At 70.8% G+C, this 20,892-nt stretch carries 26 protein-coding genes and 1 tRNA gene; 16 read left to right on the top strand and 11 right to left on the bottom strand.

The genetic code is table 11. The features are described from left to right. Positions 1 to 9: 9 nt before the first annotated feature. Entirely contained in the window at positions 10 to 696 is a 687-nt protein-coding gene (locus AFR_RS23955; RefSeq protein ID WP_023363620.1) for a TetR/AcrR family transcriptional regulator, read from the bottom strand. A gap of 86 nt (positions 697 to 782) precedes the next feature. Here AFR_RS23955 and AFR_RS23950 point away from each other — a divergent pair, with 86 nt between their 5' ends. The 3 genes from AFR_RS23950 to AFR_RS23940 are packed head-to-tail and all read left to right on the top strand — an operon-like array spanning position 783 to position 2,992. Continuing rightward, a complete protein-coding gene (locus AFR_RS23950; protein ID WP_023363619.1) occupies positions 783 to 1,628 on the top strand; it encodes an NmrA family NAD(P)-binding protein in 846 nt (281 codons plus the stop codon). A 45-nt stretch (positions 1,629 to 1,673) separates the two neighbouring features. Then, entirely contained in the window at positions 1,674 to 2,357 is a 684-nt protein-coding gene (locus AFR_RS23945; protein WP_158510566.1) for a transaldolase family protein, read from the top strand. Next, positions 2,354 to 2,992, top strand: coding sequence for a nucleoside/nucleotide kinase family protein (locus AFR_RS23940; protein WP_023363617.1), 639 nt, complete (start codon positions 2,354 to 2,356; stop codon positions 2,990 to 2,992). Before AFR_RS23945 ends, AFR_RS23940 begins: the two co-directional genes overlap by 4 nt. Here the strand turns inward: AFR_RS23940 and AFR_RS23935 are convergent. Together AFR_RS23935 and AFR_RS23930 are read right to left on the bottom strand one after the other, a co-directional pair. Then, the gene (locus AFR_RS23935; RefSeq protein ID WP_023363616.1) at positions 2,968 to 3,402 is read right to left on the bottom strand and encodes a hypothetical protein; all 435 of its coding nucleotides are present in this window, start codon (positions 3,400 to 3,402) and stop codon (positions 2,968 to 2,970) included. The genes AFR_RS23940 and AFR_RS23935 overlap by 25 nt on opposite strands. Positions 3,403 to 3,450: 48 nt before the next feature. Beyond that, on the bottom strand, positions 3,451 to 4,224 hold the full coding sequence (locus AFR_RS23930) for a hypothetical protein (RefSeq protein ID WP_148308038.1): 774 nt from the start codon (positions 4,222 to 4,224) through the stop codon (positions 3,451 to 3,453). Positions 4,225 to 4,451: 227 nt separating this feature from the next. Here AFR_RS23930 and AFR_RS23925 point away from each other — a divergent pair, with 227 nt between their 5' ends. Beyond that, positions 4,452 to 4,709: a hypothetical protein gene (locus tag AFR_RS23925; RefSeq protein WP_023363614.1), complete on the top strand. Its 258-nt coding sequence runs from the start codon at positions 4,452 to 4,454 to the stop codon at positions 4,707 to 4,709. Between the two features lie 54 nt (positions 4,710 to 4,763). After that, the gene (locus AFR_RS23920; protein WP_023363613.1) at positions 4,764 to 5,615 is read left to right on the top strand and encodes a hypothetical protein; all 852 of its coding nucleotides are present in this window, start codon (positions 4,764 to 4,766) and stop codon (positions 5,613 to 5,615) included. Here the strand turns inward: AFR_RS23920 and AFR_RS23915 are convergent. Continuing rightward, positions 5,590 to 6,111, bottom strand: a complete 522-nt coding sequence (locus AFR_RS23915; RefSeq protein WP_023363612.1) for a hypothetical protein — start codon at positions 6,109 to 6,111, stop codon at positions 5,590 to 5,592. The two genes, AFR_RS23920 and AFR_RS23915, sit on opposite strands and share 26 nt — an antisense overlap. Positions 6,112 to 6,196: 85 nt before the next feature. Between AFR_RS23915 and AFR_RS23910 the strand changes: the two genes are divergently transcribed. Beyond that, positions 6,197 to 6,928, top strand: a complete 732-nt coding sequence (locus AFR_RS23910) for a DUF7873 family protein (protein WP_023363611.1) — start codon at positions 6,197 to 6,199, stop codon at positions 6,926 to 6,928. 25 nt (positions 6,929 to 6,953) lie between these two features. Further along, positions 6,954 to 7,045, top strand: a tRNA-OTHER gene (locus tag AFR_RS46200). Positions 7,046 to 7,327: 282 nt separating this feature from the next. Here the strand turns inward: AFR_RS46200 and AFR_RS46835 are convergent. Continuing rightward, positions 7,328 to 7,492, bottom strand: coding sequence for a hypothetical protein (locus AFR_RS46835; protein ID WP_158510565.1), 165 nt, complete (start codon positions 7,490 to 7,492; stop codon positions 7,328 to 7,330). Positions 7,493 to 7,873: 381 nt separating this feature from the next. Between AFR_RS46835 and AFR_RS23905 the strand changes: the two genes are divergently transcribed. The 5 genes from AFR_RS23905 to AFR_RS23885 are packed head-to-tail and all read left to right on the top strand — an operon-like array spanning position 7,874 to position 11,757. Continuing rightward, complete coding sequence (locus AFR_RS23905; protein WP_023363610.1) at positions 7,874 to 8,626, top strand: IclR family transcriptional regulator; 753 nt, start codon at positions 7,874 to 7,876, stop codon at positions 8,624 to 8,626. Between the two features lie 18 nt (positions 8,627 to 8,644). Then, on the top strand, positions 8,645 to 9,421 hold the full coding sequence (locus AFR_RS23900; RefSeq protein WP_041841082.1) for a 2-keto-4-pentenoate hydratase: 777 nt from the start codon (positions 8,645 to 8,647) through the stop codon (positions 9,419 to 9,421). Between the two features lie 50 nt (positions 9,422 to 9,471). After that, positions 9,472 to 10,338, top strand: coding sequence for an acetaldehyde dehydrogenase (acetylating) (locus AFR_RS23895; RefSeq protein WP_274519538.1), 867 nt, complete (start codon positions 9,472 to 9,474; stop codon positions 10,336 to 10,338). Beyond that, complete coding sequence (gene dmpG / locus AFR_RS23890; RefSeq protein WP_023363607.1) at positions 10,335 to 11,345, top strand: 4-hydroxy-2-oxovalerate aldolase; 1,011 nt, start codon at positions 10,335 to 10,337, stop codon at positions 11,343 to 11,345. Before AFR_RS23895 ends, dmpG begins: the two co-directional genes overlap by 4 nt. A 31-nt stretch (positions 11,346 to 11,376) precedes the next feature. Further along, positions 11,377 to 11,757 carry a VOC family protein gene (locus tag AFR_RS23885; RefSeq protein ID WP_041841081.1) on the top strand — a complete coding sequence of 127 codons (381 nt, stop codon included), beginning with the start codon at positions 11,377 to 11,379 and terminating at the stop codon, positions 11,755 to 11,757. On the opposite strand, the gene AFR_RS23880 is transcribed toward AFR_RS23885, so the two are convergent. Next, a complete protein-coding gene (locus AFR_RS23880; protein ID WP_041842621.1) occupies positions 11,740 to 12,555 on the bottom strand; it encodes an NAD-dependent epimerase/dehydratase family protein in 816 nt (271 codons plus the stop codon). The two genes, AFR_RS23885 and AFR_RS23880, sit on opposite strands and share 18 nt — an antisense overlap. 11 nt (positions 12,556 to 12,566) lie before the next feature. Next, a complete protein-coding gene (locus AFR_RS23875; protein WP_023363604.1) occupies positions 12,567 to 13,898 on the bottom strand; it encodes an aspartate aminotransferase family protein in 1,332 nt (443 codons plus the stop codon). An 83-nt stretch (positions 13,899 to 13,981) separates the two neighbouring features. Between AFR_RS23875 and AFR_RS23870 the strand changes: the two genes are divergently transcribed. After that, entirely contained in the window at positions 13,982 to 14,929 is a 948-nt protein-coding gene (locus AFR_RS23870) for a LysR family transcriptional regulator (protein WP_023363602.1), read from the top strand. Here the strand turns inward: AFR_RS23870 and AFR_RS23865 are convergent. Genes AFR_RS23865 through AFR_RS23850 form a run of 4 tightly spaced genes read right to left on the bottom strand, consistent with a single transcriptional unit; the run spans position 14,866 to position 17,907 of the window. Then, the gene (locus tag AFR_RS23865; RefSeq protein ID WP_023363601.1) at positions 14,866 to 15,801 is read right to left on the bottom strand and encodes a DODA-type extradiol aromatic ring-opening family dioxygenase; all 936 of its coding nucleotides are present in this window, start codon (positions 15,799 to 15,801) and stop codon (positions 14,866 to 14,868) included. The two genes, AFR_RS23870 and AFR_RS23865, sit on opposite strands and share 64 nt — an antisense overlap. Next, the gene (locus AFR_RS23860; RefSeq protein WP_023363600.1) at positions 15,798 to 16,673 is read right to left on the bottom strand and encodes an alpha/beta fold hydrolase; all 876 of its coding nucleotides are present in this window, start codon (positions 16,671 to 16,673) and stop codon (positions 15,798 to 15,800) included. Before AFR_RS23860 ends, AFR_RS23865 begins: the two co-directional genes overlap by 4 nt. Further along, positions 16,670 to 17,173, bottom strand: coding sequence for a cupin domain-containing protein (locus tag AFR_RS23855; protein ID WP_023363599.1), 504 nt, complete (start codon positions 17,171 to 17,173; stop codon positions 16,670 to 16,672). Before AFR_RS23855 ends, AFR_RS23860 begins: the two co-directional genes overlap by 4 nt. Then, positions 17,173 to 17,907, bottom strand: coding sequence for an SDR family oxidoreductase (locus AFR_RS23850; protein WP_238547382.1), 735 nt, complete (start codon positions 17,905 to 17,907; stop codon positions 17,173 to 17,175). Before AFR_RS23850 ends, AFR_RS23855 begins: the two co-directional genes overlap by 1 nt. A 108-nt stretch (positions 17,908 to 18,015) precedes the next feature. On the opposite strand from AFR_RS23850, the gene AFR_RS23845 reads away from it, so the two are divergent. The 3 genes from AFR_RS23845 to AFR_RS23835 all read left to right on the top strand — a co-directional run bounded on the left by AFR_RS23845 (position 18,016) and on the right by AFR_RS23835 (position 20,876). Continuing rightward, positions 18,016 to 18,807 (top strand): IclR family transcriptional regulator, encoded by a 792-nt coding sequence (locus AFR_RS23845; protein WP_023363597.1) that lies wholly within the window; start codon positions 18,016 to 18,018, stop codon positions 18,805 to 18,807. 240 nt (positions 18,808 to 19,047) lie between these two features. Continuing rightward, on the top strand, positions 19,048 to 19,350 hold the full coding sequence (locus AFR_RS23840; protein ID WP_238547381.1) for a cupin domain-containing protein: 303 nt from the start codon (positions 19,048 to 19,050) through the stop codon (positions 19,348 to 19,350). Between the two features lie 2 nt (positions 19,351 to 19,352). Beyond that, positions 19,353 to 20,876, top strand: a complete 1,524-nt coding sequence (locus tag AFR_RS23835) for a flavin-containing monooxygenase (protein WP_023363595.1) — start codon at positions 19,353 to 19,355, stop codon at positions 20,874 to 20,876. The last annotated feature ends 16 nt before the right edge of the window (positions 20,877 to 20,892 follow it).

Raw genomic sequence — 20,892 nt, 5'->3', positions numbered from 1 at the left:
CCGCGTTTGTCAGCCGACGGCGCGGTCCAGCCACTCGGAGAGCAGTGACCGTTCGACGGGCGTGAGGTTCTTCAGCTCCGGGACGACGGCCCGGAAAGCGATCGCGGCTGCGGTCGCGTCGTCGGCCGGCAGTGCCGGCACGTCGGTGAGGATCGAGCGCATCACCGCCGTGTACATCGCGTCGGTGAGTCCGAGGTCGCGCTGCTCCGGCGGCATCTCGAGCAGCGCCAGCACCGCGCCCGTCCCGGCGGCGTGGATCAGATCAACAGCCCGTTTCTCCGGTACGCGGAGACGCCCGACCGCCGCCACCCGGCGTACCCGGGCCCGCAGGATCTCCGTCCCGGCGGCCACCGCGGGTGACCGGGCGCCACGGGACGGGTCGATCAGGAGCCCGAACAGTGCGGCGTTGGCGAGGCCGAAGTCGATGTGGGTGTCCCAGCCGGCCTTCATGTCGGCCAGGGGATCGGGGTCGGTGCCGGCGTAGGTCTTCCCGGAGACGTACGTCGCGAAGACGTGCTCGGCGACGGCGTCGAGCAGCGCCTCCTTGTCCTCGAAGAACCGGTAGATCGTCGGCGCCTGCATCCCGGCCGCCTGTGCCACCGCGCGGGTCGTGACCGCCGCGGCGCCGTGCTCCCGCAGAAGCTGGGCGGCGCTCTCGACGATCTTGTCCCGGGTCTGCTGCCTGACCTCCACCATGCTGTCGACGATATCTCACTTTTGCTAACGACGTTGCTAACGGTGGTAGCGTCAGACTCGAAACGTTGTTAGCGAGAGGAATCATCATGATCGTCATTACCGGCGGAACCGGCCGTCTCGGCTCGCAGATCGTCGAGCGGCTGCTCGAGCGGGTGCCCGCGGATCAGGTCGGCGTGAGTGTGCGCGACACCGGGCGTGCCGCGGAGCTCGCCGCCCGCGGTGTGCGGGTGCGGCGCGGCGACTTCACCGATCCCGCCACGCTGGCCGACGCGTTCGAGGGCGCCTCGCAGGTCCTCGTCGTGTCGACCGACAAGTCCGGTGAGGAGGCGCTCAGTCAGCACGTCGCCGCGATCGACGCCGCGGTCGCGGCCGGTGCCGGGCGCATCCTCTACACCAGCCACCAGGGCGCCGGCGACGACTCGCTCTTCGCGCCGATGCCCGACCACGCCGCGACCGAGCGCTACCTGGCCAAGACCGGGACGCCGTTCACGTCGCTGCGCAACGGGTTCTACGCCGGCACGGTCCAGCAACTGCTGGGGCGGGCCCTCCAGACCGGTGAGCTCGTCGCGCCCGCCGACGGGCCGGTCTCCTGGACCGCGCACGCCGATCTGGCCGAGGCGGCCGCGGTCATCCTGGCCGACGAGGGACGCTACGACGGCCCGACGCCGCCGCTGACCGCGCCGGAGGCCCTCGACCTGGCGGATGTCGCGGCGATCCTCACCGACCTGACCGGGCGCACCATCCGCCGCGTCGTCGCCGACGACGACGAGTGGACCGCCGGGCTGGTGGGTCACGGTGTGCCCGCCGAGCAGGCGACGATGCTCCTCGGGATGTTCCACGCGTCCCGCCGCGGCGAGTTCGCCACGACGGATCCGGAGCTGGTGGGTCTCCTCGGTCACCCCGCGACGTCGGTACGGTCGCTGCTGAGTTGACGGATGCCCGCGCGCGGGAGAGCATCGGTTGACATAGGAGCACACGTGCGCTCATATGAGCGCTCGAAGGGATCACCGTTGCGCCTCTACGCCGACACCGCCGATCGTTCCGCCGCCGAAGGGCTACTGGCTACCGGTCTCTTCGCCGGGGTGACCACCAACCCCACGATCCTGCGGCGGGCCGGTTCCGGGGTCGACGACATCCCCGCCATCTACCGGTGGGCCACCGAGTCAGGCGCGCGCGAGGTGTTCTTCCAGGCCTGGGGTGAGGACACGGAGACGCTCGTCGAGCGCGGGCGGGAGCTGCGCGGGCTCGGCGACGAGGTGGTCGTCAAGCTCGTCGCCTCCCGGGCCGGCACCGCGGCCTGCGCGCGGCTCGCCGCCGACGGCGTACCGACCCTGCTGACCGCGGTCTACGACCCGGGGCAGGCGATGGTCGCCGCGGCGGCGGGCGCCACCTACATCGCGCCGTACCTGCGACGGCTCATCGCTGCCGGGCGTGACGGGCACGGCGACGTGCTGGCCATGCACGAGCTGCTCGCCGCGACCGGCAGCGGGACCAAGGTGCTGCTGGCGAGCATCCCCGACGTGCCGTCGATGGTGGCGCTGGCCCGCCACGGCGTCGACTGCTTCACCATGGCACCCGCGATCGCCGAGCAGTTCTTCGCCGACGAGCTCACCGCCGAGGCCGTCCGCACCTTCGAGGACGCCGTGGCGGGGACGCCGTGACCAGCGCCGATCTGATCGCCCGGGCCGCGGACCTGGCCACGCCGGGACACCGCCGCATTCTCGGCATCACCGGGGCTCCGGGCGCGGGCAAGTCCACTGTCGCCCGTGCCGTGGTGGACGAGCTCGGGCCGGAGCGCGCTGTGCTCGTACCGATGGACGGTTTTCATCTGAGCAACGCGACCCTGACGGCGTGGCAGCGCCGGGACCGCAAGGGGGCCTGGGACACCTTCGACGCCGACGGTTACGTCCACCTGCTGCGCCGCCTGCGCGACCAGGCCGAGGACGTGGTGCACGCGCCCGACTTCGACCGCACGATCGACGAGTCCCTCGGCTCGGCGATCCCGGTCCGCCGCGACGTGCCCCTGGTCGTGACCGAGGGCAACTACCTCCTGTACGACCGGGGAGGCTGGGCGGGCGTCGCCGCGCTGCTGGACGAGAGCTGGTATCTCGAACTGGACGACCCGACCCGCCTGTCCCGCCTGACCCTGCGTCACCAGCAGCACGGCCTGGCCGCCGACCGCGCCGCGGAGTGGGCGTCCACCGTCGACCAGGTCAACGCCGATGCCGTCGCGGGCACGAGGGCCCGCGCCGACCTGATCGTGACCGCCGGTCAGGGCTTCAGGCAGAGCTCCTGAGCCGACCCCGTGACCGGCTGCTGAGCGAAGTCGACCTGGCCGGTCGCGGCCCGCTGTTCCAGCTCGCCGACCTGCGCCGTCAGCGCCTTCTTCAGCTCCGGCCCGGTCGCCTCCGCGACGAGCGGCCGGATCGCGTCGGCCCAGCCGGTCCAGAACGCCTTCTGGATCTCGAGGGCTCCGGCCGTCTCCTTGCCCTGGTACGAGTCGGCCATCGCCCGCGTGTACGCCTTGGCCTCCGGCGCCGTACCCGCCAGGAAGGGAAGCTGGGCCTCTTTCCAGCGGGCGCAGACCGCGGCCTGGTTGTCCGCGACCGCACTCGCCGCCGGTTCCGGCGCGGCAGTCTCACCACCGCAGCCACCCACCACCAGCAGGGCGGTCAGCACCACGGCACCACGCAGAATCCTGATCATCGGCTCTTCCCCAGACATCGAGCACTACCTGTGCCGCAGCAGGGTACGTCAGTAGCCGAGGGCGGTCGCAGCCACGCCCCGCAGGTGCCCGGCGGTGCCGGGGGACAGGTACAGGTCGGGCAGCCCGCGCGGTGACCGGGCGAAGATCAGGGCGTACAGGGTGACGGCGTCGAGATAGACGGCCCGGCCGGTCGGGTGTTTGCCGTCCGGCACGATCAGCGACCCGGTCCCGTCCCGGGCGACCACGGCCTCGAACTCGTCACTGATCGGGGCGACGACGACGGGCACCGGTAGCGACGCGGCCAGGCGGGCATAGCCGGCGTCGATCGCGGCGACGTTCTGCGCCCGCGAGGCGAACGGTGCCGGATCCGTCAGCGCCCAGTTCTTGAACAGCACCACCTTGCCGCCCGGCTTGAGCGAGCGCTGCAGCGCGGGCGCATAGGTCTCCAGCAGCGTCGAGCTCGCACGGTCCGGTTCGGTCGCGACCAGCGTGCTGTACTCCTGCAGCACGATGAAGTCGTACCGCGTGGAACCGTCCAGGGCCCTCCGCGCCAGGCCCGCGTCCCAGGTCCGCTGCAGGGTGTTGCCGAAGCGGATCACCTCGGTAGCCCGCAGGGTCAGGCCGGTCGACCGGGCCAGACGCCCCACCACGTCCGGGGTGTCCTCCCCACTGGCCGCCCGGGTGCCGAGCAGGCTGTTGCCGACGAACAACACCTCGACCCCGGCCGTCCCCGCCGCGTCGCCCCGCTGCGGATCGCTCGCCACCAGGCCGGCGGCGGTCACCACGCCGACCAGCACGAGAGCGAGGACTTTTCGGATCACGCCGATATGGTGCGTGCCGTCGCCGTCCGTCCGGCTCATCCGGTCGGCCGGATTCGCTCCCGATCAGGGCGGATTGCCCTACCCCTCCGGTATTGCCGCCGCTGCCGGTCTGGGCGGGGGAGTCCGTCGACCTGATCACGGACCTGCGCAGGCGGAGGAGGCGCTGGCCCGCGCCGGCCGTTCCTAGCGGGACCACGCGGCCGGGGCTTCGCTGGCATATTGTCCCGATGCAACCGCGCCCACCTCGCCTGTTCGAGGCCGACGACGTGCTCTCCGGCCGGATCTCGCTCGACGGCTACCCCTTCCGGCTGATCTACCTGGTCATCTCGGCGGCGTCGTTCTACGCCGGCACCTCGATCCACCCCGGTGACCTGGGCCGTGTCGATGTGCTGCTGTCCGCCGCCGAGCTGCTCGAGACCCGCGGCTGGCAGACGGTGAGCGTCGACGCGGGCGGCAAGCTCCTCTGCCTGCGCCGCGTCGGGTGAGGCGACCCGCCGGGTAGGGTCGGGTTCGCGCCGGGAGCGGACGGAGGTTGGATCATGCCGAAGGTGACCCGACGATTTGCTCTCTGGCAGGCCGACCTCGACGGCGGTGTCTGTGCCGTCCCCGAGGAGAGCGTCGAGACGCTGCGCGACCGCGACCGTGTCGAGCTGATCCTCGAGCACCGCACCCACGGCCTGACGGCGACCCGGCAGGTGTTCGAGTCGTCGCTGCAGGAAGACGTCGAGTGGCAGTTCGGCGACGTCGCCTGGCCCGCCGACGTCCGGCCCGGAGTGCTCGTCACTGTCTCGTGGCAGTCCGCCAAGGACGAGCTGGTCGTCCGCACGACACCCCTCGACGAGCCCGTACGCGTCGACGGCGTCGACTACTTCCACGAGTACGACCCCCGCGTCGTCACCCGAGAGTTCGACGCGGGCACCTCGAACCGTGGTCAGGTGCTGCACGCCGTCCGCAAGCTGGGCCGCGTTTTCGAGGACGGCAGTGCGGTCCTGCCCGAGTCCGGCCTGGCGGCGCACTGCGGTCTCGGCCGGGGCGCCAAGGGCACGTTCCTGCTCAAGAACGCCCTCGACCAGCTGATCCGCGAGGGCTACCTCACCCGCGTGCCCGGCAGCGTCGACAAGGCCGGCTACCCGTCCTACCCGGCGGTCGAGGGCCAGAAGCCCGCCGACATGCTGTTCTACGCACCCCTGGTCGAGCCGGCGCCGTACCCCGGTGAGGACGACGACGGCACCGACCGCCGCGAGCACTGGGTCAACGGCTTCGTCCGCAAACTCCCGCCGGGCGCCCACCCGTCCGAGACGCAGGTGTCGCTCCACGAACGAGCCGAGGAGACCGAGGGCCCGCTGGCCCCGGGCTACACCTTCGTCAAGAAGCACCACCGCACCGGGTGAGCTCCTCGACCAGCGCCGGGTGTTCCGCCCGGGCAGCGGCAAGCACCGCCTCGACCGGCCGTGTTTCGAGTCCGCTGTGGCGCCGGGCAACGGCCACGAGTGCGGGTACGGGCTCGGGGTCGGACCTGATGCCCTCGATCGGTTCGAGCGGTCCGACACCCGCAGCCAGCAACCACAGGTAGTCACCCAGATCCTTGGCGATCACGTGCATCTCACCCTCGGACCCGACGAACACCAGAGGCTGCGTCTCCAGCGCGGCGGCGGGCTCCCGGACCCAGAACGCGGCCAGCCCGCCGGTGCCGTCGGCGCCGAAGACGCGCAACGGCGGTGGCTCTGCGGAAGCGTTCCCGGTCCACTGGCGCCACCATTCGGTGACCTCGCCCGACCACAGGAACGTCTCCTCCGGCTGCAGGTCGTAGCCGTCGTGGTCCTCGAAGAAGCCGATGTCGTGCGCCTCCGCCAGTGCCGCCGGCAGGGTCAGATCCTCATCCGTCACGGCCGGAGTGTAGGCGGCGGCAGGAAAACCGGTCGGAACGATGATCGATGGAGTGCTAGGTTTCCCCGCGTTGAAAGGGGCCACCGTGTCGAAACTCAACCAGATCATCGCCGTGGAGAAGGGCGTCAAGAGCAAGGCGTTCGCCGACCTGAGCGAGGCGCATCACGCCGTGCAGAAGACCGGGCCGCTCGCGGGTATCTCCCGGGCGTACCAGCCCAAGGACGAGGAGGGTGAGCAGCTCCCCGCCGAGTCGACGCGTGTGCAGATCAAGGCTGAGGACATCCTGCGGGAGGTCGCCGGCACGCTGACGCGGCTCTTCGACGTCACCGCGACGAAGGACTGGACGAACTGCGTGGCCCGCGCCGACGTGACCGTCGACGGCCGCACCATCGCCACGCAGGTGCCGGTGACCTACCTGCTCTTCCTCGAGAAGCAGCTCGTCGACCTGCACACCTTCGTCAAGAAGCTGCCGGTCCTCGACGCGGCCGAGTCGTGGGTCCGCGACGACTCCACCGACAGCTGGCGCACCGAGCCGGTGCGGACCAACCGCACCAAGAAGGTGCCCCGCAACCACGTCAAGGCCGAGGCGACCGACAAACACCCGGCGCAGGTCGAGGTGTACTACGAGGACATCACGGTCGGATACTGGACCACGGTGAAGTTCTCCGGTGCGCTGCCGGCCAAGCGCGTCAACGAGATCCTCGAGCGGGTCCTGGCCCTGCAGACCGCGGTCAAGTTCGCGCGCGAGGAGGCCAACAACACCGAGGTCGCCGACCAGCGGGTCGGCGCGGCCGTCTTCGGTTACCTCTTCGGGTAACCGTCACTGATTCCCCCGTGGGAGCGCGGGGGTGCGCCGGCAACGGCGTGAAGCTGACAGCTGAAGCTCAAGCTGAATCCACCGGTCCCAGTGCGGGTTCGAGTCCCGCCCCCCGCATCAACCACGCGGGGGTAGCCCAACTGGCAGAGGCAGCCGGTCTCAGACTCAGACTCTCGCTCCAATGTCAGCATTCACCACTGATCACCGGATCGACCGGGTACGGACAGAGACAGCGGATGCCGGTTCAAGTCCGGTCCGCCGCGCTTCGAGCGGCGGTAGTTTAAAGGCAAAACCCGATGTCATGAAGAATGATCCAGGCCCTTAAACGTGCTGGTGTGTGCAATTCAGTGGTAAACAGAGGCCCGGGGATTGGCCATATCCCCGGGCTTCGCCATTTCCTCACGGCCGGTCACGCTGCCGGACCCGCAACAGCCTGTCGAGGATGCGCGCCGCATCCCGGCGGCGCTTCTCATCCGGGTGCGCCGAGGCGATGAGCGCAACCGTGCCGGTCAGGGCCAGATACCCGCCGGCGAGGGCTGGGCCGGCTACTAGCAGCTCATTCATCGGGTGTCCTCAGCTCGTGTCGGTTGCCAGGACGTTTCCACCTACGGAGATCGACTGGAAGGGCCACGGGTGGTGAGTTCGCCATGCGCACCTGTTGCCAGCCGTCACTGCTCACCGTTTCGAATCGGCGATCTCGAATGACTCGGTGTCATCGGTGGCAGGCGCTGCGCTCCGGGAAATCCCCTCGTCCGACCAGGTTGTCTCGGGTGCGGATACCTATGTCGACGCCGTAGTGGCGGCCCGCATGGTTGACGTCTCTGGATTCCCCGATTCCACCGTCGCAGAGGAGCGCGTCCGCCCGGATCACCGTCACGCGGCACGCCATCGGCCCGGCCGGGAGATTTCTGGGCGTATGCGGGGGACACTCGGTCGGTGGCTTCGATGGGCGTGGTCGGGAAGGTGATGGTGATTCTTGATGCCTTCACGGCTGAGGACCGGGGTGTCAGCTTTGCCGAGTTGCAGCGGCGGACCGGTCTCGCCAAGGCCACCCTGCATCGCCTGAGTGGTGAGCTGGTGGCGGCGCGGCTGCTGGATCGGGTCGACGGGCGCTTCCATCTCGGGGGGCATCTTTTCGAACTGGGCCTGCGCGCCTCCGTCGAGCGGGGTCTCGTCGAGGTGGCCACGCCGTTTCTCGAGGATCTGTACGAGCGGACGCACGAGACCGTGCACCTCGGGCTGCGGGAAGGCACCGAGGTCGTCTACGTGCTCAAGATCGGTGGTCATCGGCAGGCGGCCGCGCCGTCGCGGCTGGGCGGGCGGATGCCGTTGCACGCCACGGCGATCGGGAAGGCTCTTCTCGCGTACGCGCCCAGCGACGTTCGGAGTGCCGTTCTGCGGGGGCCTTTGGAGCGGCTGGCGCCGAGGACCATCACCGCGCCGGGGATTCTTGCTGATCAGCTGGGTGAGGTGGCGGCGGCCGGGGTGGCGTACGAGTTCGAGGAGTCCGCGGTCGGGATCGTGTGTGTCGGGGCGCCGATCGTGGCGGGGGTTCTCGTGGCCGCGGTCAGCGTCGCCGGGCCGGTGAACAGGTTTCAGCCGCGCAAGCACGCTGAGGCGGTGCGGGCGGCGGCCCGGGGGATCGCGGCGGCACTTGTTCCGCTCAGCGGAACAAACGGCTCGCCGCGGGAGGCCTGAGGCGGTCAGGGTGGGCGCATGATTCCACAGTTGGAAGCGGCCGCGCGGCTGCAAGAGGCGGCACGCACGGGGAAACCCTGCGCCCCGGTCCGCGATCTCATCGGCGCCACCGACGCGTACGCCGTGCAGGAGGTCCTCACCGAAGCCCGTCTCGCCGCCGGCGCGCGCATCGTCGGGCACAAGATCGGCCTGACGTCCGCGGCGGTCCAGCGGCAGCTCGGTGTCGACCAGCCGGACTTCGGTGTGCTCTTCGCCGACATGGACGTCAGCGAGCACGCCGCCATCCCCCTGGCCGGCCTGCTGCAGCCGAAGGTGGAGGCGGAGATCGCCTTTGTGCTCAGCGAGGACCTCGACAGCGAAGACCTCACCCCCGAACGCGTACGCGCAGCAGTCGCGTACGCCGTGCCCGCGCTCGAGATCGTCGACAGCCGGATCGAGGACTGGGACATCACCATCGCCGACACGATCGCCGACAACGCGTCGAGCGGTCTTTTTGTGCTCGGTGACGACCGCGTCACGCTCGACGACGCGGAGCCGAAGGACGCCGTGATGTCGATGACCGTCAACGGTGAGGTGGCCTCGACGGGCACCGGCGCCGCCTGCCTGGGTGACCCGCTGGCCGCCCTGGCCTGGCTCGCGCGTACCGCCCGTGAGGTCGGCCGTCCCCTGCGCGCCGGTCAGGTGGTGCTGTCGGGTGCGCTCGGCCCGATGGTCCCGCTCGAGCCGGGCGCCCGGATCTCCGCGACGATGACCGGCTTCGGCACCGTCACCGCGACGGTCGGTGAGCTGTCGTGACCCGCAAGAAGGTCGCGGTCATCGGGTCCGGCAACATCGGCACCGACCTCATGATCAAGGTTCTGCGGCGGTCGGCGGTGCTGGAGATGGCCGCGATGGTCGGTATCGACCCCGACTCCGACGGCCTCGCCCGGGCGGCCCGGCTCGGTGTGCCGACCACGGCCAAGGGTGTCGACGGGCTCATCGCCCTGCCGGGCTTCGCCGACATCGCCGTGGTGTTCGACGCGACCTCGGCGGCGGCGCACCGGGCGAACGCGGCGCGCCTGGCGCCGTACGGGAAGACTCTGATCGATCTGACACCCGCCGCGATCGGGCCCTACGTGGTGCCGGCGGTCAATCTCGAGGAGCACCTCGGCGCCGGCAACGTCAACATGGTGACCTGCGGCGGGCAGGCCACGATCCCGATCGTCGCGGCGATCTCCCGGATCACCCCCGTCGCGTACGCGGAGATCGTCGCGTCGATCGCGTCCCGCTCGGCCGGGCCGGGCACCCGCGCGAACATCGACGAGTTCACCGAGACCACCGCGCACGCGATCGAGACCGTCGGTGGCGCTCGGCGCGGCAAGGCGATCATCGTGCTGAACCCGGCCGAACCTCCGCTGATCATGCGGGACACCGTTCACGCGCTCATCGGCGAACCGTCGACGCATGACGCCGTCCGCGAGTCGATCGAGCGCATGGTTGCGTCCGTGGCCGAGTACGTGCCCGGCTACCGGCTCAAACAGCCCGTGCAGATCACCGCGGTGCCCCCGGACCAGCCCGTCGCCACACTGCTGGCCGACAGCAGCGGAATCCCGCCGACCCACCAGGTCTCCGTCTTCCTCGAGGTCGAGGGGGCCGCGCACTACCTGCCCGCGTACGCGGGGAACCTCGACATCATGACCTCGGCGGCACTACGGATGGCGGAACGGGTATGAGCACACGACTGTTCGTCCAGGACGTGACCCTGCGGGACGGGATGCACGCCGTCCGGCACCGCATCAGCCCGGCGGACGTGGCGCGGATCGCCGCCGCCCTCGACGCTGCCGGCGTCGACGCCATCGAGGTCGCGCACGGCGACGGCCTCGCGGGCGGCTCCCTGACCTACGGCCCCGGCAGCAACACCGACTGGGAGTGGATCGAGGCCGCGGCCGGAGCGGTCACCCGGGCCCGCCTCACCACCCTGCTGCTCCCCGGCATCGGCACGATCGCCGAACTCCGACAGGCGTACCGGCTCGGTGTGCGTTCGGTCCGGGTGGCCACCCACTGCACGGAGGCCGACGTCGCGGCGCAGCACATCGCGACCGCCCGCGACCTCGGCATGGACGTCAGCGGCTTCCTCATGATGAGCCACCTCGCCCCGCCCGACGTCCTCGCGGCCCAGGCCGAACTCATGGAGTCGTACGGCGCGCACTGCGTCTACGTCACCGACTCCGGCGGGCGCCTGACCATGACCGGCGTCCGCGAGCGCGTCCGGGCGTACCGGGAAATCCTCGAACCGGGAACCGAGATCGGCATCCACGCCCACGAAAACCTCTCCCTGTCGGTCGCGAACTCGGTCGTCGCCGTGGAGGAGGGCGCGGTCCGCGTCGACGCCTCCCTCGCGGGCCACGGCGCCGGCGCCGGCAACTGCCCGATCGAACCGTTCATCGCGGTCGCGGACCTCCAGGGCTGGGAGCACGGCTGCGACCTCTTCGCGCTGCAGGACGCCGCCGACGACCTCGTCCGCCCCCTCCAGGACCGCCCGGTCCGGGTCGACCGCGAAACCCTCACCCTCGGGTACGCCGGCGTCTACTCGTCCTTCCTCCGCCACGCCGAAGCCGCCTCGTCCCGCTACGGCGTCGACGTGCGCCGCATCCTCCTCGAAGCCGGCCACCGCCACCTCGTCGGCGGCCAGGAAGACATGCTCACCGACATCGCCCTCGACCTCGCTGCCACCGGTTGAGATTTCCCGTCGCCGTGGTGAGGATGGCGGGGTGCTGCGTTTGGGAGTGCTCGCCCTGGGGGCGACAGATGTGGAACGGGCGGCGGCTTTCTGGGGCGCCGCGCTGGGTTATCGGCTGCGGGAGGGTGTTCTCGGCGGGTGGGGGACCGTGCTGAGCTCGGCGGACGGGTCGGGCATCAGCATCGCGCTGCAGCGCAGTGAGAGTGAGCCGGAGGCCCGGCCGCGGTTGCATCTGGATCTGCACGTGGCGGATGCGGCCGAGCAGGAGGCCGAGGTCGCGCGGCTTGTCGGGCTCGGTGCGCAGCGCGTCGACTGGGACAGCTATCCGGACGAGCCCGATTTTGTGGTGCTGGCCGACACCGAGGGCAACCTTTTCTGCATCGTCGACGTCAGCCTATCGGCCGCGGAGTAGCGAAAGGACGTCCCACGCCGGCCGGTATCCGAGGGCGTTCATGGCGGCGCTGGAGTCGTAGACCCGGTCGATCGTCGGTGGCAAGGGCCAGCCTCGTGAGTGGAAGGCTGCGGCGACGACCGGGGCGCGCGCGGCGATCAATCTCGGGGCGTCGACGTGCAGCGCCGGGCAGTCGGACCGTTGGAAAAAATACGGTCCGGCGATGTTCATCGTGCCGGTCACCTCGGTGCTGGTCACAGCGAGGGCTGTTGCTGTCGCCACGTCGTCGAGGCCCACGGCGCGGTGCAGGAGGTGGGTGGCGAGCACGGGCAGCGGTTCCGGGAAGCAGCGGGCAATCCGCAGCGTCACCGATCCGATGGTGCTCGCGGCGACGAGGTCCTCGGCGGCCAGTTTGGTCTCGTCGTAGATGTCGCGGGGGTGGGGCCGGAGGGACTCGTCGACCCACACTGCCCGGTCCACCGGCACCAGCGCGTCGCCGTAGACGCTGGTGCTGCTGATGTAGACCACACGCCGGACACCCGCAGCCGCGGCATCTTCGAGCAGGCCTGCGGTGGCGTCGACGTTGATGGTGCGGAAGTCCACCTCGGAGGCGCGACCGACGTGCGGGGCGTGCAACGCCGCGGCGTGGACCACCGTAGTCGCATCGCGGAGCGCGGCGCGGCGGGTCCGGTCGTCCCGGAGGTCGCCGACAACACCGGTCCACGGTCCCGGTGCACGATCGACGCCTTGCACGGTCCAGCCGGCGGCAGCGAGGGTCTCGGCGACGGCGGCCCCCACGCGGCCGGAGGAGCCGGTCACCGTGACGACGCTCAACGGTTGCCTGCCGAGATCGCCGTGAAACGTGGGGCGGTGTCGGTGATGGCCTGGTCCAGGATCTCCAGTCCCAGGTCGAGCTCCTCCGGGGTGGAGGTCAGCGCGGGGGCGATCCGGAAGACGCCGCCCATGGCGGGCAGCTGGACCACGTTCATGTGCAGGCCCAGTTCGAGGCAGCGCCGGGTCACCGCCGCACCGAGGTCGTCGGCCGGTTGTTTTGTCGTGCGGTCCAGCACCAGTTCCAGGCCGACGAGCAGGCCGCGGCCGCGGACGTCACCGATCACCGGGTGGCGCCCGGCGAGTTCGAGGAGACCCTTCCTCAGGTACGCCCCCAGCTCCGCCGCGCGCTGGTCGAGTTTGTCGGCGTACAGGATGTCCAGGACGGTGTTGCCGACCGCGGCGACCATCGGGTCGGAGACGTGGGTGGTGAAGAAGAGGAAGCCGCGTTCGTGGGCGGTCTGTTCGATCTCGGGGCTGGTGATGACCGCGGCCAGGGGCAGACCGGCGCCGAGTGTCTTGGACAGGGTGAGGAGGTCCGGGACGACACCGTCGCGCTGGAACGCGTACCAGTCGCCGGTGCGGCACAGGCCGGTCTGCGCCTCGTCGAGGATGAGCAGGCCGCCGCGTTCGTGGCACTTGTCGCGCAGGGCGGCCAGGTAGCCCGGTGGCAGGTCGATGACGCCGCCGGAGCTGAGGATCGGCTCGACGATGCAGGCGGCGAGGCTGCCGACGGACTGCGCGTCGAAGAGTTCGAACGAGAAGTCCAGCTGGCGCCGCCAGTCGAGGTCGCCGTCGGCCGTGGTGAAATCCGGGCGGTACGCGTTCGGGGTGGGGATGGCGAAGTTGCCGGGTGCGGCCGGCCCGTAGCCCTTGCGTCCGGAGCTGTAGGTGGCGGACGCCGCGGCCTGGGTCATGCCGTGCCAGGACCGCCCGAACGAGACGATCTCGTGCCGGCCGGTGACCAGCTTCGCCATCCGGATCGCGGCCTCGTTCGACTCGGCGCCGGTGGTCAGCAGCAGCACCTTGCTCAGGGGCTCGGGCAGCGTCTCGGCGAGCCGCCGCGCCAGGTCCACGACCGGCCGGCTGAGCATGCCGCTGAACAGGTGGTCCAGCTTCGCGACCTGCTCCTGCACGGTGGCGACGACGGCCGGGTGCGAGTGGCCGAGGATGGCGCTCATCTGCCCCGAGGTGAAGTCCAGGACACGCCGGCCGTCGGCGGTCCAGACGAAGCTGCCCTCGGCGCGTTCGATGATCTCGGGGACGAAGCTGCCGGCCCCGGAGTAGCGGACGAGGTGGCGCTCGGCGTCGTTCCAGAAGGTGGCGTCCATGACCTGACGCTAGGAACCGACCGAGCATCACGTCCAGCGCACATTGTCACCGCTGCTGTTAAGCGTAGCCGTACAGTCGAGGGGTGACCCTCAACCCGTGGCGGCTGCGGCTGCTGGCCGATCTGGCGACCCACGGCACGGTCCGGGCGGTGGCGCAGCGCGGCCGGCTCAGCCCGTCCGCGGTGTCGCAGCAGCTCGCGACGCTGGAACGGGAGACGCGGACCGCGCTGCTCGAACGTACCGGGAGAAGGGTCCGGCTCACGGCGGCCGGAGTCCTGCTGGCCGCCCGGGCCCGCGAGATCCTGGCCGCGATGGACGCCGCCGAGGCCGAGCTGCGGGGGCTGGCCGACGAACCCGCCGGCACGGTCACGCTCGCGGCTTTCCAGAGCGCGGTGCACGCCCTGGCCGAGCCCGCGGTCGCCCGCCTGGCCGAGCGCCACCCGGACCTGTCGGTGGTCCTGCTCGAGCTGGAACCCCACGACAGCATGCCCGCCCTGCGCCGCGGCGACGTGGACGTCATCATCACCACCACGGACTTCGCGGGCACCGAGCTCGACCCGGCCATCGACCTCGTCCCGATCGCCGAGGACTCGATCGTGCTGGTCCTGCCGCCGGACCACCCGCTGACCGCCCACGAGTCGGTCGCCGTCGAGGCCTGCGCCGACCAGCACTGGACCTTCGACGTGGCCGACTCGTACATGTCCGACCTGGCCACCCGCCTGTGCCGCGAGTCCGGGTTCGAACCGACGGTGATCTGCCGCTTCAGCAACTACATGATCGCCCTGCAGCACGTGGAACGCGGCCGCTCGATCGCGCTGCTGCCCAGCCTGGCCGTCGACCCGCGGTACCGGGTGGCGGCCCGGCCGCTCAACCCGCCGGTGACCCGCCGGATCACCGCCGCCGTCCGGCGCCTGCCCACCTCACGCCCGGAGCTGGCCGCGGTCCTCACCGCCCTGCGGACCCCCGATCAGGCCACCGGGAAGGTCGTGCCGATGCCCATGCCGGTGATCCATTCCGGTACGGGTTCGTAGCTGTCCCAGATCAGCGGCTTCCGCACGGCCGCGTGCCCGATCAGCCAGGTCCGGATCTCGTGGCCGCCGCTGCCCGCCTGCTCCTCCAGCCGTTCGTGGCCGAGGCTGGTCACGGGCTCGAGGTCCGTGCCGCGGAGTTGTTGCAGGAACCAGCGGTCGAAGACGGCGTTGACACGGGCGCCGGGGTTGCCGCCCATCGCCCGGACCTTCGGTTCGCGGGCCGCGGCGAAGGCTCGGGTGTCGCGGCGGCCGTGGATCAGGTTGGTGCGTTTTTCGCCGACCACCGACGGGTCGCGGGGGTCGTTCGAGGGCAGCCAGTGCGACAGGCCGCCGCTGGCCACGACGAGGACGCGGCTCGGGTCGTCAGCGGCCCGGAGGGCGTCGCCCAGCGCGGTGCCCAGCGCGACGCAGCGTTCCAGGTGGGGCAGCGGTGGTGCGGCCGTGTTGACCACGAGCGGCACCAGGGGGATGTCGGTGCGACCGGTGGCCATCTCGTAGCTCTGCACCACACCGTGGTCGACGGTCAGGGCGTACGAGAGGGCAATGTCGAAACCCGCCGACGAGAGCTTGTCGTGCAGTGACCAGGCGAGCTTCCCGGCGACCGGGAGAGGACCGGCGGTGCTGCCGAAGTCGCCGAAGCCGACGGCCTCCTCGACGCCGAGCACGAACGGCGGCATCTGGTCGTAGAAGTTGGCGTGGAAGTGGTCGGGGCCGATGACGACGACGGCGTCGGGCGCCAGCGCAGCGACCGCCGCGGCGACCCGAGCGGCGTCGGCCAGGAAGGCGCCGCCGGGCTCGGCCGGGGATCCCGGTGGCAGCAGCGTGGCGAAGGGGGAGTGGGACATGCCGACGAAGCCGACGATCTCACTCATGCCGTTTCCCCGTTCAGAAGGAAGTCGCGGTGCACCTGCAGGTATTCGCCGGGTTTCTCCCACTGCGGCCAGTGGCCGGCGTCCTCGATGACGTGGAGGCGGGCGTCGGGCAGCCAGTCGAGCAGCAGCGCCGCCTCGTCGAGCCCGCCGGTCGGGTCGTGGTCGGTCCAGAGCAGCAGCGTGGTCGTGCTGATCTTGCCGACCCACTCCGGGCTCCAGGCGAAGTCCTTGCGGACCTCCGGGTCCTGGAGCACCAGGGTGTTGGTGATCGCCCGGACGAAACCCGGGCGGCTGTAGACGGCACGGCGCAGGTTCACCAGTTCGTCGGTGACCATCTCCTTGTGGTGGAACAGGAACTCCACCCGCGGGCGTACGGTCGCCTCGCTCGGATCGCGGACGGCGGCCATCGTGCTGTCGCGCAGCCGCTGCATCACCTCGGGCTTGTTGGCGATGTTGCCCGGGGTGTTGAGCACGAGCCGGTCCACGCGCTCCGGATGGAAGGCGGCGGTCCAGGCGGCGACCCAGCCGCCGAGGGACTCACCCGACAGATGGGCCCGCTCGATCCCCAGCGCGTCCATCAGCGCCAGCAGGTGGTCCGCGAGCACGTCGATCGTGTACGGGGTGTCGGGCAGATCCGTCCACCCGTGGCCCACCATGTCGTACACGGTCACCCGGAAGTCCGCTGCCAGTCCGCCGATGTCGCGGGCGTACGCCTCCAGGTGTCCGCCCGTACCGTGGAGGAGGACGAGGTCGGGGCCGGAACCGGCTCGCAGGACCCGGGTGCGGACGCCGCCGACGTCGACGTGGCGCACCTCGTGGTCGACGTCGGCGAGTTCGCCCCAGATGCTGATGTGGTCGGGAATGCTGCTCACGACGGTGTCTCCTTGAATCGGGCCCGGGCCTCCGCGACGGTCGCCAGTCCGGCGCTCTGCCGGCGGACCAGGCCGAGGACACCGAGCAGCCGCGAGTTCTCGATGGTGAGGAACTCGACGGGCTCCTCGGTGGAGTCGTTGTAGTGCCGGTGCCACGTCCACGGCGGTGTGTAGACGAAGTCGCCCGTCGACCAGCTCTCGGTGGTGTCCTCGACCTCGCTGTGGCCGAAGCCTGCGATCACGTAGTGCACGGTCTCGTGGTAGTGCCGCTGCATGTCGGAGCTCAGACCGGCGGGGATCGTCTGCCGGAAGATCTCGAAGGTGGTGGTCGGCAGGCGTCCGGCGATGGACAGCTCGGTGGGGTTGTGCACCTGGTCGGCGGGGAGCCGTTCGAGCTCGGCGGCGTGCACCACGACCGGGCGGGCCGTGCTGGGCCGGACCGTGTCGGTGATCGCGCCGAGGAAGTCGGCCATGCTGAAGTCTGCGCCGGATCCGGACATCAGATTGTCTCCGTTCTGCCACCGTCGACCGTGAGCACGGTCCCGTTGACGTAGCTTGCGGCCGCCGAGGCGAGGAAGGCGACCGCCGCGCCGACCTCCTCGGGCTGCCCGGCCCGCCCCGCGGGGACCGTGGCCGTATCGGCGGCGTTCTGCTCCTCGAAGGTGCTGCCGAGCCGGTCGGCGCGCGCAGCGAGGATCTCGTGGCGCCGGTCGGTGGCCGTCGGCCCGGGGGCGACGCAGTTGACGGTGACGCCCTCGGACGCGTACTCGCGGGAGAGCAGCTTCGCGGCGCTGGTCATGGCCGCGCGCAGCACGACGGAGGCGGCCAGGTCCGGCTGCGGCTGACGCACGGCGGTCGACGTGATGACGATGACCCGCCCGAAGCCGCGTTCGGCCATGCCGGGCAGGGCCAGGCGGGCGAGCCGCAGCGGTCCCAGCACGAGCAGCTCGAACGCCGCCCGCCACTGGTCGTCACCCACCTCGAGGATCGGTCCGGGCGGCGGGCCGCCGGCGTTGAGCACCAGCACGTCCGGGCCGTCGTACCACTCGGCGGCTTCACGCATGATCGCCTCGGCGGAGTCCGGATCGGCAACGTCGCCGGCCAGGAAGTCGATCTGCGCGCCGGTGCGCTGGCGGAGACCGGTCGCGGCGGCGGCGAGCTTCTCGGCACTCCGGCCGGTCAGCACGACCCGGTGACCGTCGAGCGCGAGGCGCTCGGCACTCGCGCGGCCGATGCCGGAGGCACCACCACCGACAAGAGCTGTTCTTTTGGTGATGGCCTACCTCCAGGTGTGCAGCGCGGTGTGTGGTTAGCCTGGCTTCATGACGGACGCGGACCAACGGTGAGTCCCGCTCAGCGGGACGACACAGGTGCGGGCGCGGGTGGCCTCGACCGGGCGGCGGCCATCCTGGCGGCGTTCGACGACACCCACCGGGAGCTGACGCTCGCCGCCCTGGTGGCGCGTTCCGGGCTGCCGCGGTCGACCGCGCACCGCACCGCGGACAAGATGATCAAGCTGGGCTGGCTCGACAAACCGCACGACCGCTACCGCATCGGCAACCGGTTGTTCGAGCTCTCCGGCCTCGCCCCGGTACGCCACGAGCTGCGCGAGGCCGTGCTGCCGTACCTCCAGGACCTGTACACCGCGACGCGCACGACGGTGCAGCTCGGTGTGCTCCAGGCGACCCAGGTGCTGGTCGTCGAGAAGATCACCGGGCATCGTCCGATGCCGATGTTGTCGCAGGTCGGCGGCATGATCCCGGCGCACTGCTCGGGCATCGGGCGGGCGATCCTGGCCTACAGCGACGCCGCCACGGTCGACACCGTGATCGAGGCGGGGCTGGTACGCCGGACGCCCCGCACGATCACCTCGCCGACCGCGCTGCGCCGCGAGCTGGCCGCGATCCCGGAACGTGGCCTGGCGGTCGACCGCGAGGAGGGCAACATCGGCGTGAGCTGCATCGCCGCGCCGATCTTCGGCCCGCTCGGTCAGGTGGTCGCCGCGCTGTCGGTCACCGGCCCGACCGCTGTCGTCCGTGTCGACCGGGCCGGTCCCGCGGTACGCCTGGCCGCCGCGGCGAGTTCGCGGGCGTACTCGCATCGGAGAGTCCCGCTCAGCGGGACGCTTGATTGATACGCGGACGGCCGCCGCCCACGCTGTGAGCCAGGGCACATCGATCATGACATCGTGCCGTAACGCGAAGGAGACGTTCGTGAGCCTGGGTGGCGGCTACATGCTCCCGTCCCGTGAGGGGACGCAGATCCCGGCCATCGGCCTGGGGATCACGATGAAGACCAACGGCGATTCCACGGCCGGGGCCTACTCGCTCTTCGAGTACGCAGTCCCCGCGGTACCAGCGGCCCGCCGCCGCATCTGCACACCCGCGAGGACGAGTCGTTCATCTGCCTCGCCGGCCGGCTCGACGTGTCGCTGGGTGGCCAGGAGTACGTCATCGAGCCCGGCGACTACCTCTTCCTGCCCCGCAACGTCGTGCACACCTTCCGCAACTCGGCCGACGTGGAGGCGCGGGTCATCTCGGTCGTCTCGCCGGCCGGGCTGGAGGCGTACTACCAGGCGCTCGCCGAGCTGCCGCCCGGTCCCAAGGACATCGCGACGATCCAGAAGATCATGGTCGAGTTCGGCATCGAGCTGCAGCTGCCGCCCGGGGGTCACTGATCATGCGGATCGGGATCATCGGCGCGGGTGTCGCCGGGCTCACCACGGCCAAGACGCTGCTGCAGGCCGGCCACGAGGTGCTGGTCGTCGACCGGACCCCGGACGTCGGGGGCGTGTGGAGTGCGACCCGCCGCTACCCGGGTGTCACGACCCAGAGCGCCAAGGCCACGTACGGGTTCTCGGACTTCCCGATGCCCCGTGACTATCCGGAATGGCCGACGGGCGCGCAGGTCCAGGCGTGGTTGGTCGCGTACGCGGAGAAGTTCGGTGTCGATCGCCATCTGCGCCTGAACACCGAGGTGCTGCGCGCGGCGGGGGACAACGCCGGCGGCTGGACTCTCGAGCTGCGGGACACCCGTGACGGCGTGAACAGCACGGAGACCGTGGACCGCCTGCTCGTGGCCAACGGTGTCTTCTGCGAGCCGGCCGTGCCGCAGTTCGCGGGTCTCGACGAGTTCACCGCCGCGGGCGGGCAGCTGCTGGCCGGCACCGAGGTGCAGGACGCCGGGCAGGCCCGCGGCAGGCACGTGGTGGTGGTCGGCTACGGCAAGTCGGCGTGCGACGTCACCGTGGAGCTGAGCGCGACCGCTGCCTCGACCCACGTCATCGCCCGGCAGCTGCTGTGGAAGGTGCCACGCAAGATCGGGGGCGTGGTCAACTTCAAGTTCCTGCTGCTCACCCGGCTGGGCGAGGCCCTTTTCCGGTACGCCCACCTGCGCGGGATGGAGAAGTTCCTGCACGGCCCGGGCAACGGCCTCCGCCGCAGGATGCTGAACTCCCTCGGCACCGCTTCGGTGCGCCAGTTCAAGCTCGAGCAGCTCGATCTGGTGCCCCGTGGGCGGATGGAGGACATCGTCAAGGGCGCGATCGGCCTGGCGTCGGAGGGCTTCTTCGAGGGTGTCGAGGCCGGCCGGATCGTCGTCCACCGCGACATGACGATCAGCCGCCTGCTGGCCGAGGACGGTGTGCCCTACGCCGAGCTGGCCGACGGAACCCGTGTCCGCGCCGACCTCGTGGTGTGCGCGACCGGCTTCACCCAGGGTGTGCCGTTCCTGGACAGGGGCGTGCAGGACCGCCTCTTCGACGAGCGTTCGAACTTCATGCTGTACCGCCAGATCCTGCCGCTCGGCGTCCCCGGCCTGTACTTCAACGGCTACAACTCGTCGTTCTTCAGCCCGCTCAACGCCGAGATGGCCGCGGTCTGGATCGCGGCGCACATGGTCGGTGCCGCACCCGTTCCCGCGCCCGACGTGATGCGCCGCGTGGTCGTCGACCAGCTGGCGTTCATGGACGAGGCCACGCACCGCCACCACTGCCGCGGCACGAAGATCATCCCGTTCTCGATGCACAACGTCGACGAGGTGCTCGACGACCTGGATCTCAACATCAGCAAGCGGGTCCGCGCGTCGCACTGGCTGAACGTCATCGACCCGGCCGCGTACCGGGGTGTCACGCCGGCTCTGGTGCGACGGCTCGGACCGGGCCGGATGCCGGACGCTGATCGGGCGGCCCGCGAACCGGTCTGACCGCTCCCACCTGCAC

Origin of the sequence: Amorphoplanes friuliensis DSM 7358, assembly GCF_000494755.1 — a bacterium.
Lineage (GTDB): Bacteria > Actinomycetota > Actinomycetes > Mycobacteriales > Micromonosporaceae > Actinoplanes > Actinoplanes friuliensis.
Note: the sequence above shows the minus strand (reverse complement) of the source record. Positions and strands in the feature narration are given on the sequence as shown.

Coding starts and splice junctions, on each gene's coding strand:
- AFR_RS23955 (WP_023363620.1), bottom strand. CDS start 696: ATGGTGGAGGTCAGGCAGCAGACCCGGGACAAGATCGTCGAGAGCGCC.
- AFR_RS23950 (WP_023363619.1), top strand. CDS start 783: ATGATCGTCATTACCGGCGGAACCGGCCGTCTCGGCTCGCAGATCGTC.
- AFR_RS23935 (WP_023363616.1), bottom strand. CDS start 3,402: ATGATCAGGATTCTGCGTGGTGCCGTGGTGCTGACCGCCCTGCTGGTG.
- AFR_RS23925 (WP_023363614.1), top strand. CDS start 4,452: ATGCAACCGCGCCCACCTCGCCTGTTCGAGGCCGACGACGTGCTCTCC.
- AFR_RS23920 (WP_023363613.1), top strand. CDS start 4,764: ATGCCGAAGGTGACCCGACGATTTGCTCTCTGGCAGGCCGACCTCGAC.
- AFR_RS46835 (WP_158510565.1), bottom strand. CDS start 7,492: ATGAATGAGCTGCTAGTAGCCGGCCCAGCCCTCGCCGGCGGGTATCTG.
- AFR_RS23905 (WP_023363610.1), top strand. CDS start 7,874: ATGGGCGTGGTCGGGAAGGTGATGGTGATTCTTGATGCCTTCACGGCT.
- AFR_RS23900 (WP_041841082.1), top strand. CDS start 8,645: ATGATTCCACAGTTGGAAGCGGCCGCGCGGCTGCAAGAGGCGGCACGC.
- AFR_RS23895 (WP_274519538.1), top strand. CDS start 9,472: ATGATCAAGGTTCTGCGGCGGTCGGCGGTGCTGGAGATGGCCGCGATG.
- dmpG (WP_023363607.1), top strand. CDS start 10,335: ATGAGCACACGACTGTTCGTCCAGGACGTGACCCTGCGGGACGGGATG.
- AFR_RS23875 (WP_023363604.1), bottom strand. CDS start 13,898: ATGGACGCCACCTTCTGGAACGACGCCGAGCGCCACCTCGTCCGCTAC.
- AFR_RS23865 (WP_023363601.1), bottom strand. CDS start 15,801: ATGAGTGAGATCGTCGGCTTCGTCGGCATGTCCCACTCCCCCTTCGCC.
- AFR_RS23855 (WP_023363599.1), bottom strand. CDS start 17,173: ATGTCCGGATCCGGCGCAGACTTCAGCATGGCCGACTTCCTCGGCGCG.
- AFR_RS23835 (WP_023363595.1), top strand. CDS start 19,353: ATGCGGATCGGGATCATCGGCGCGGGTGTCGCCGGGCTCACCACGGCC.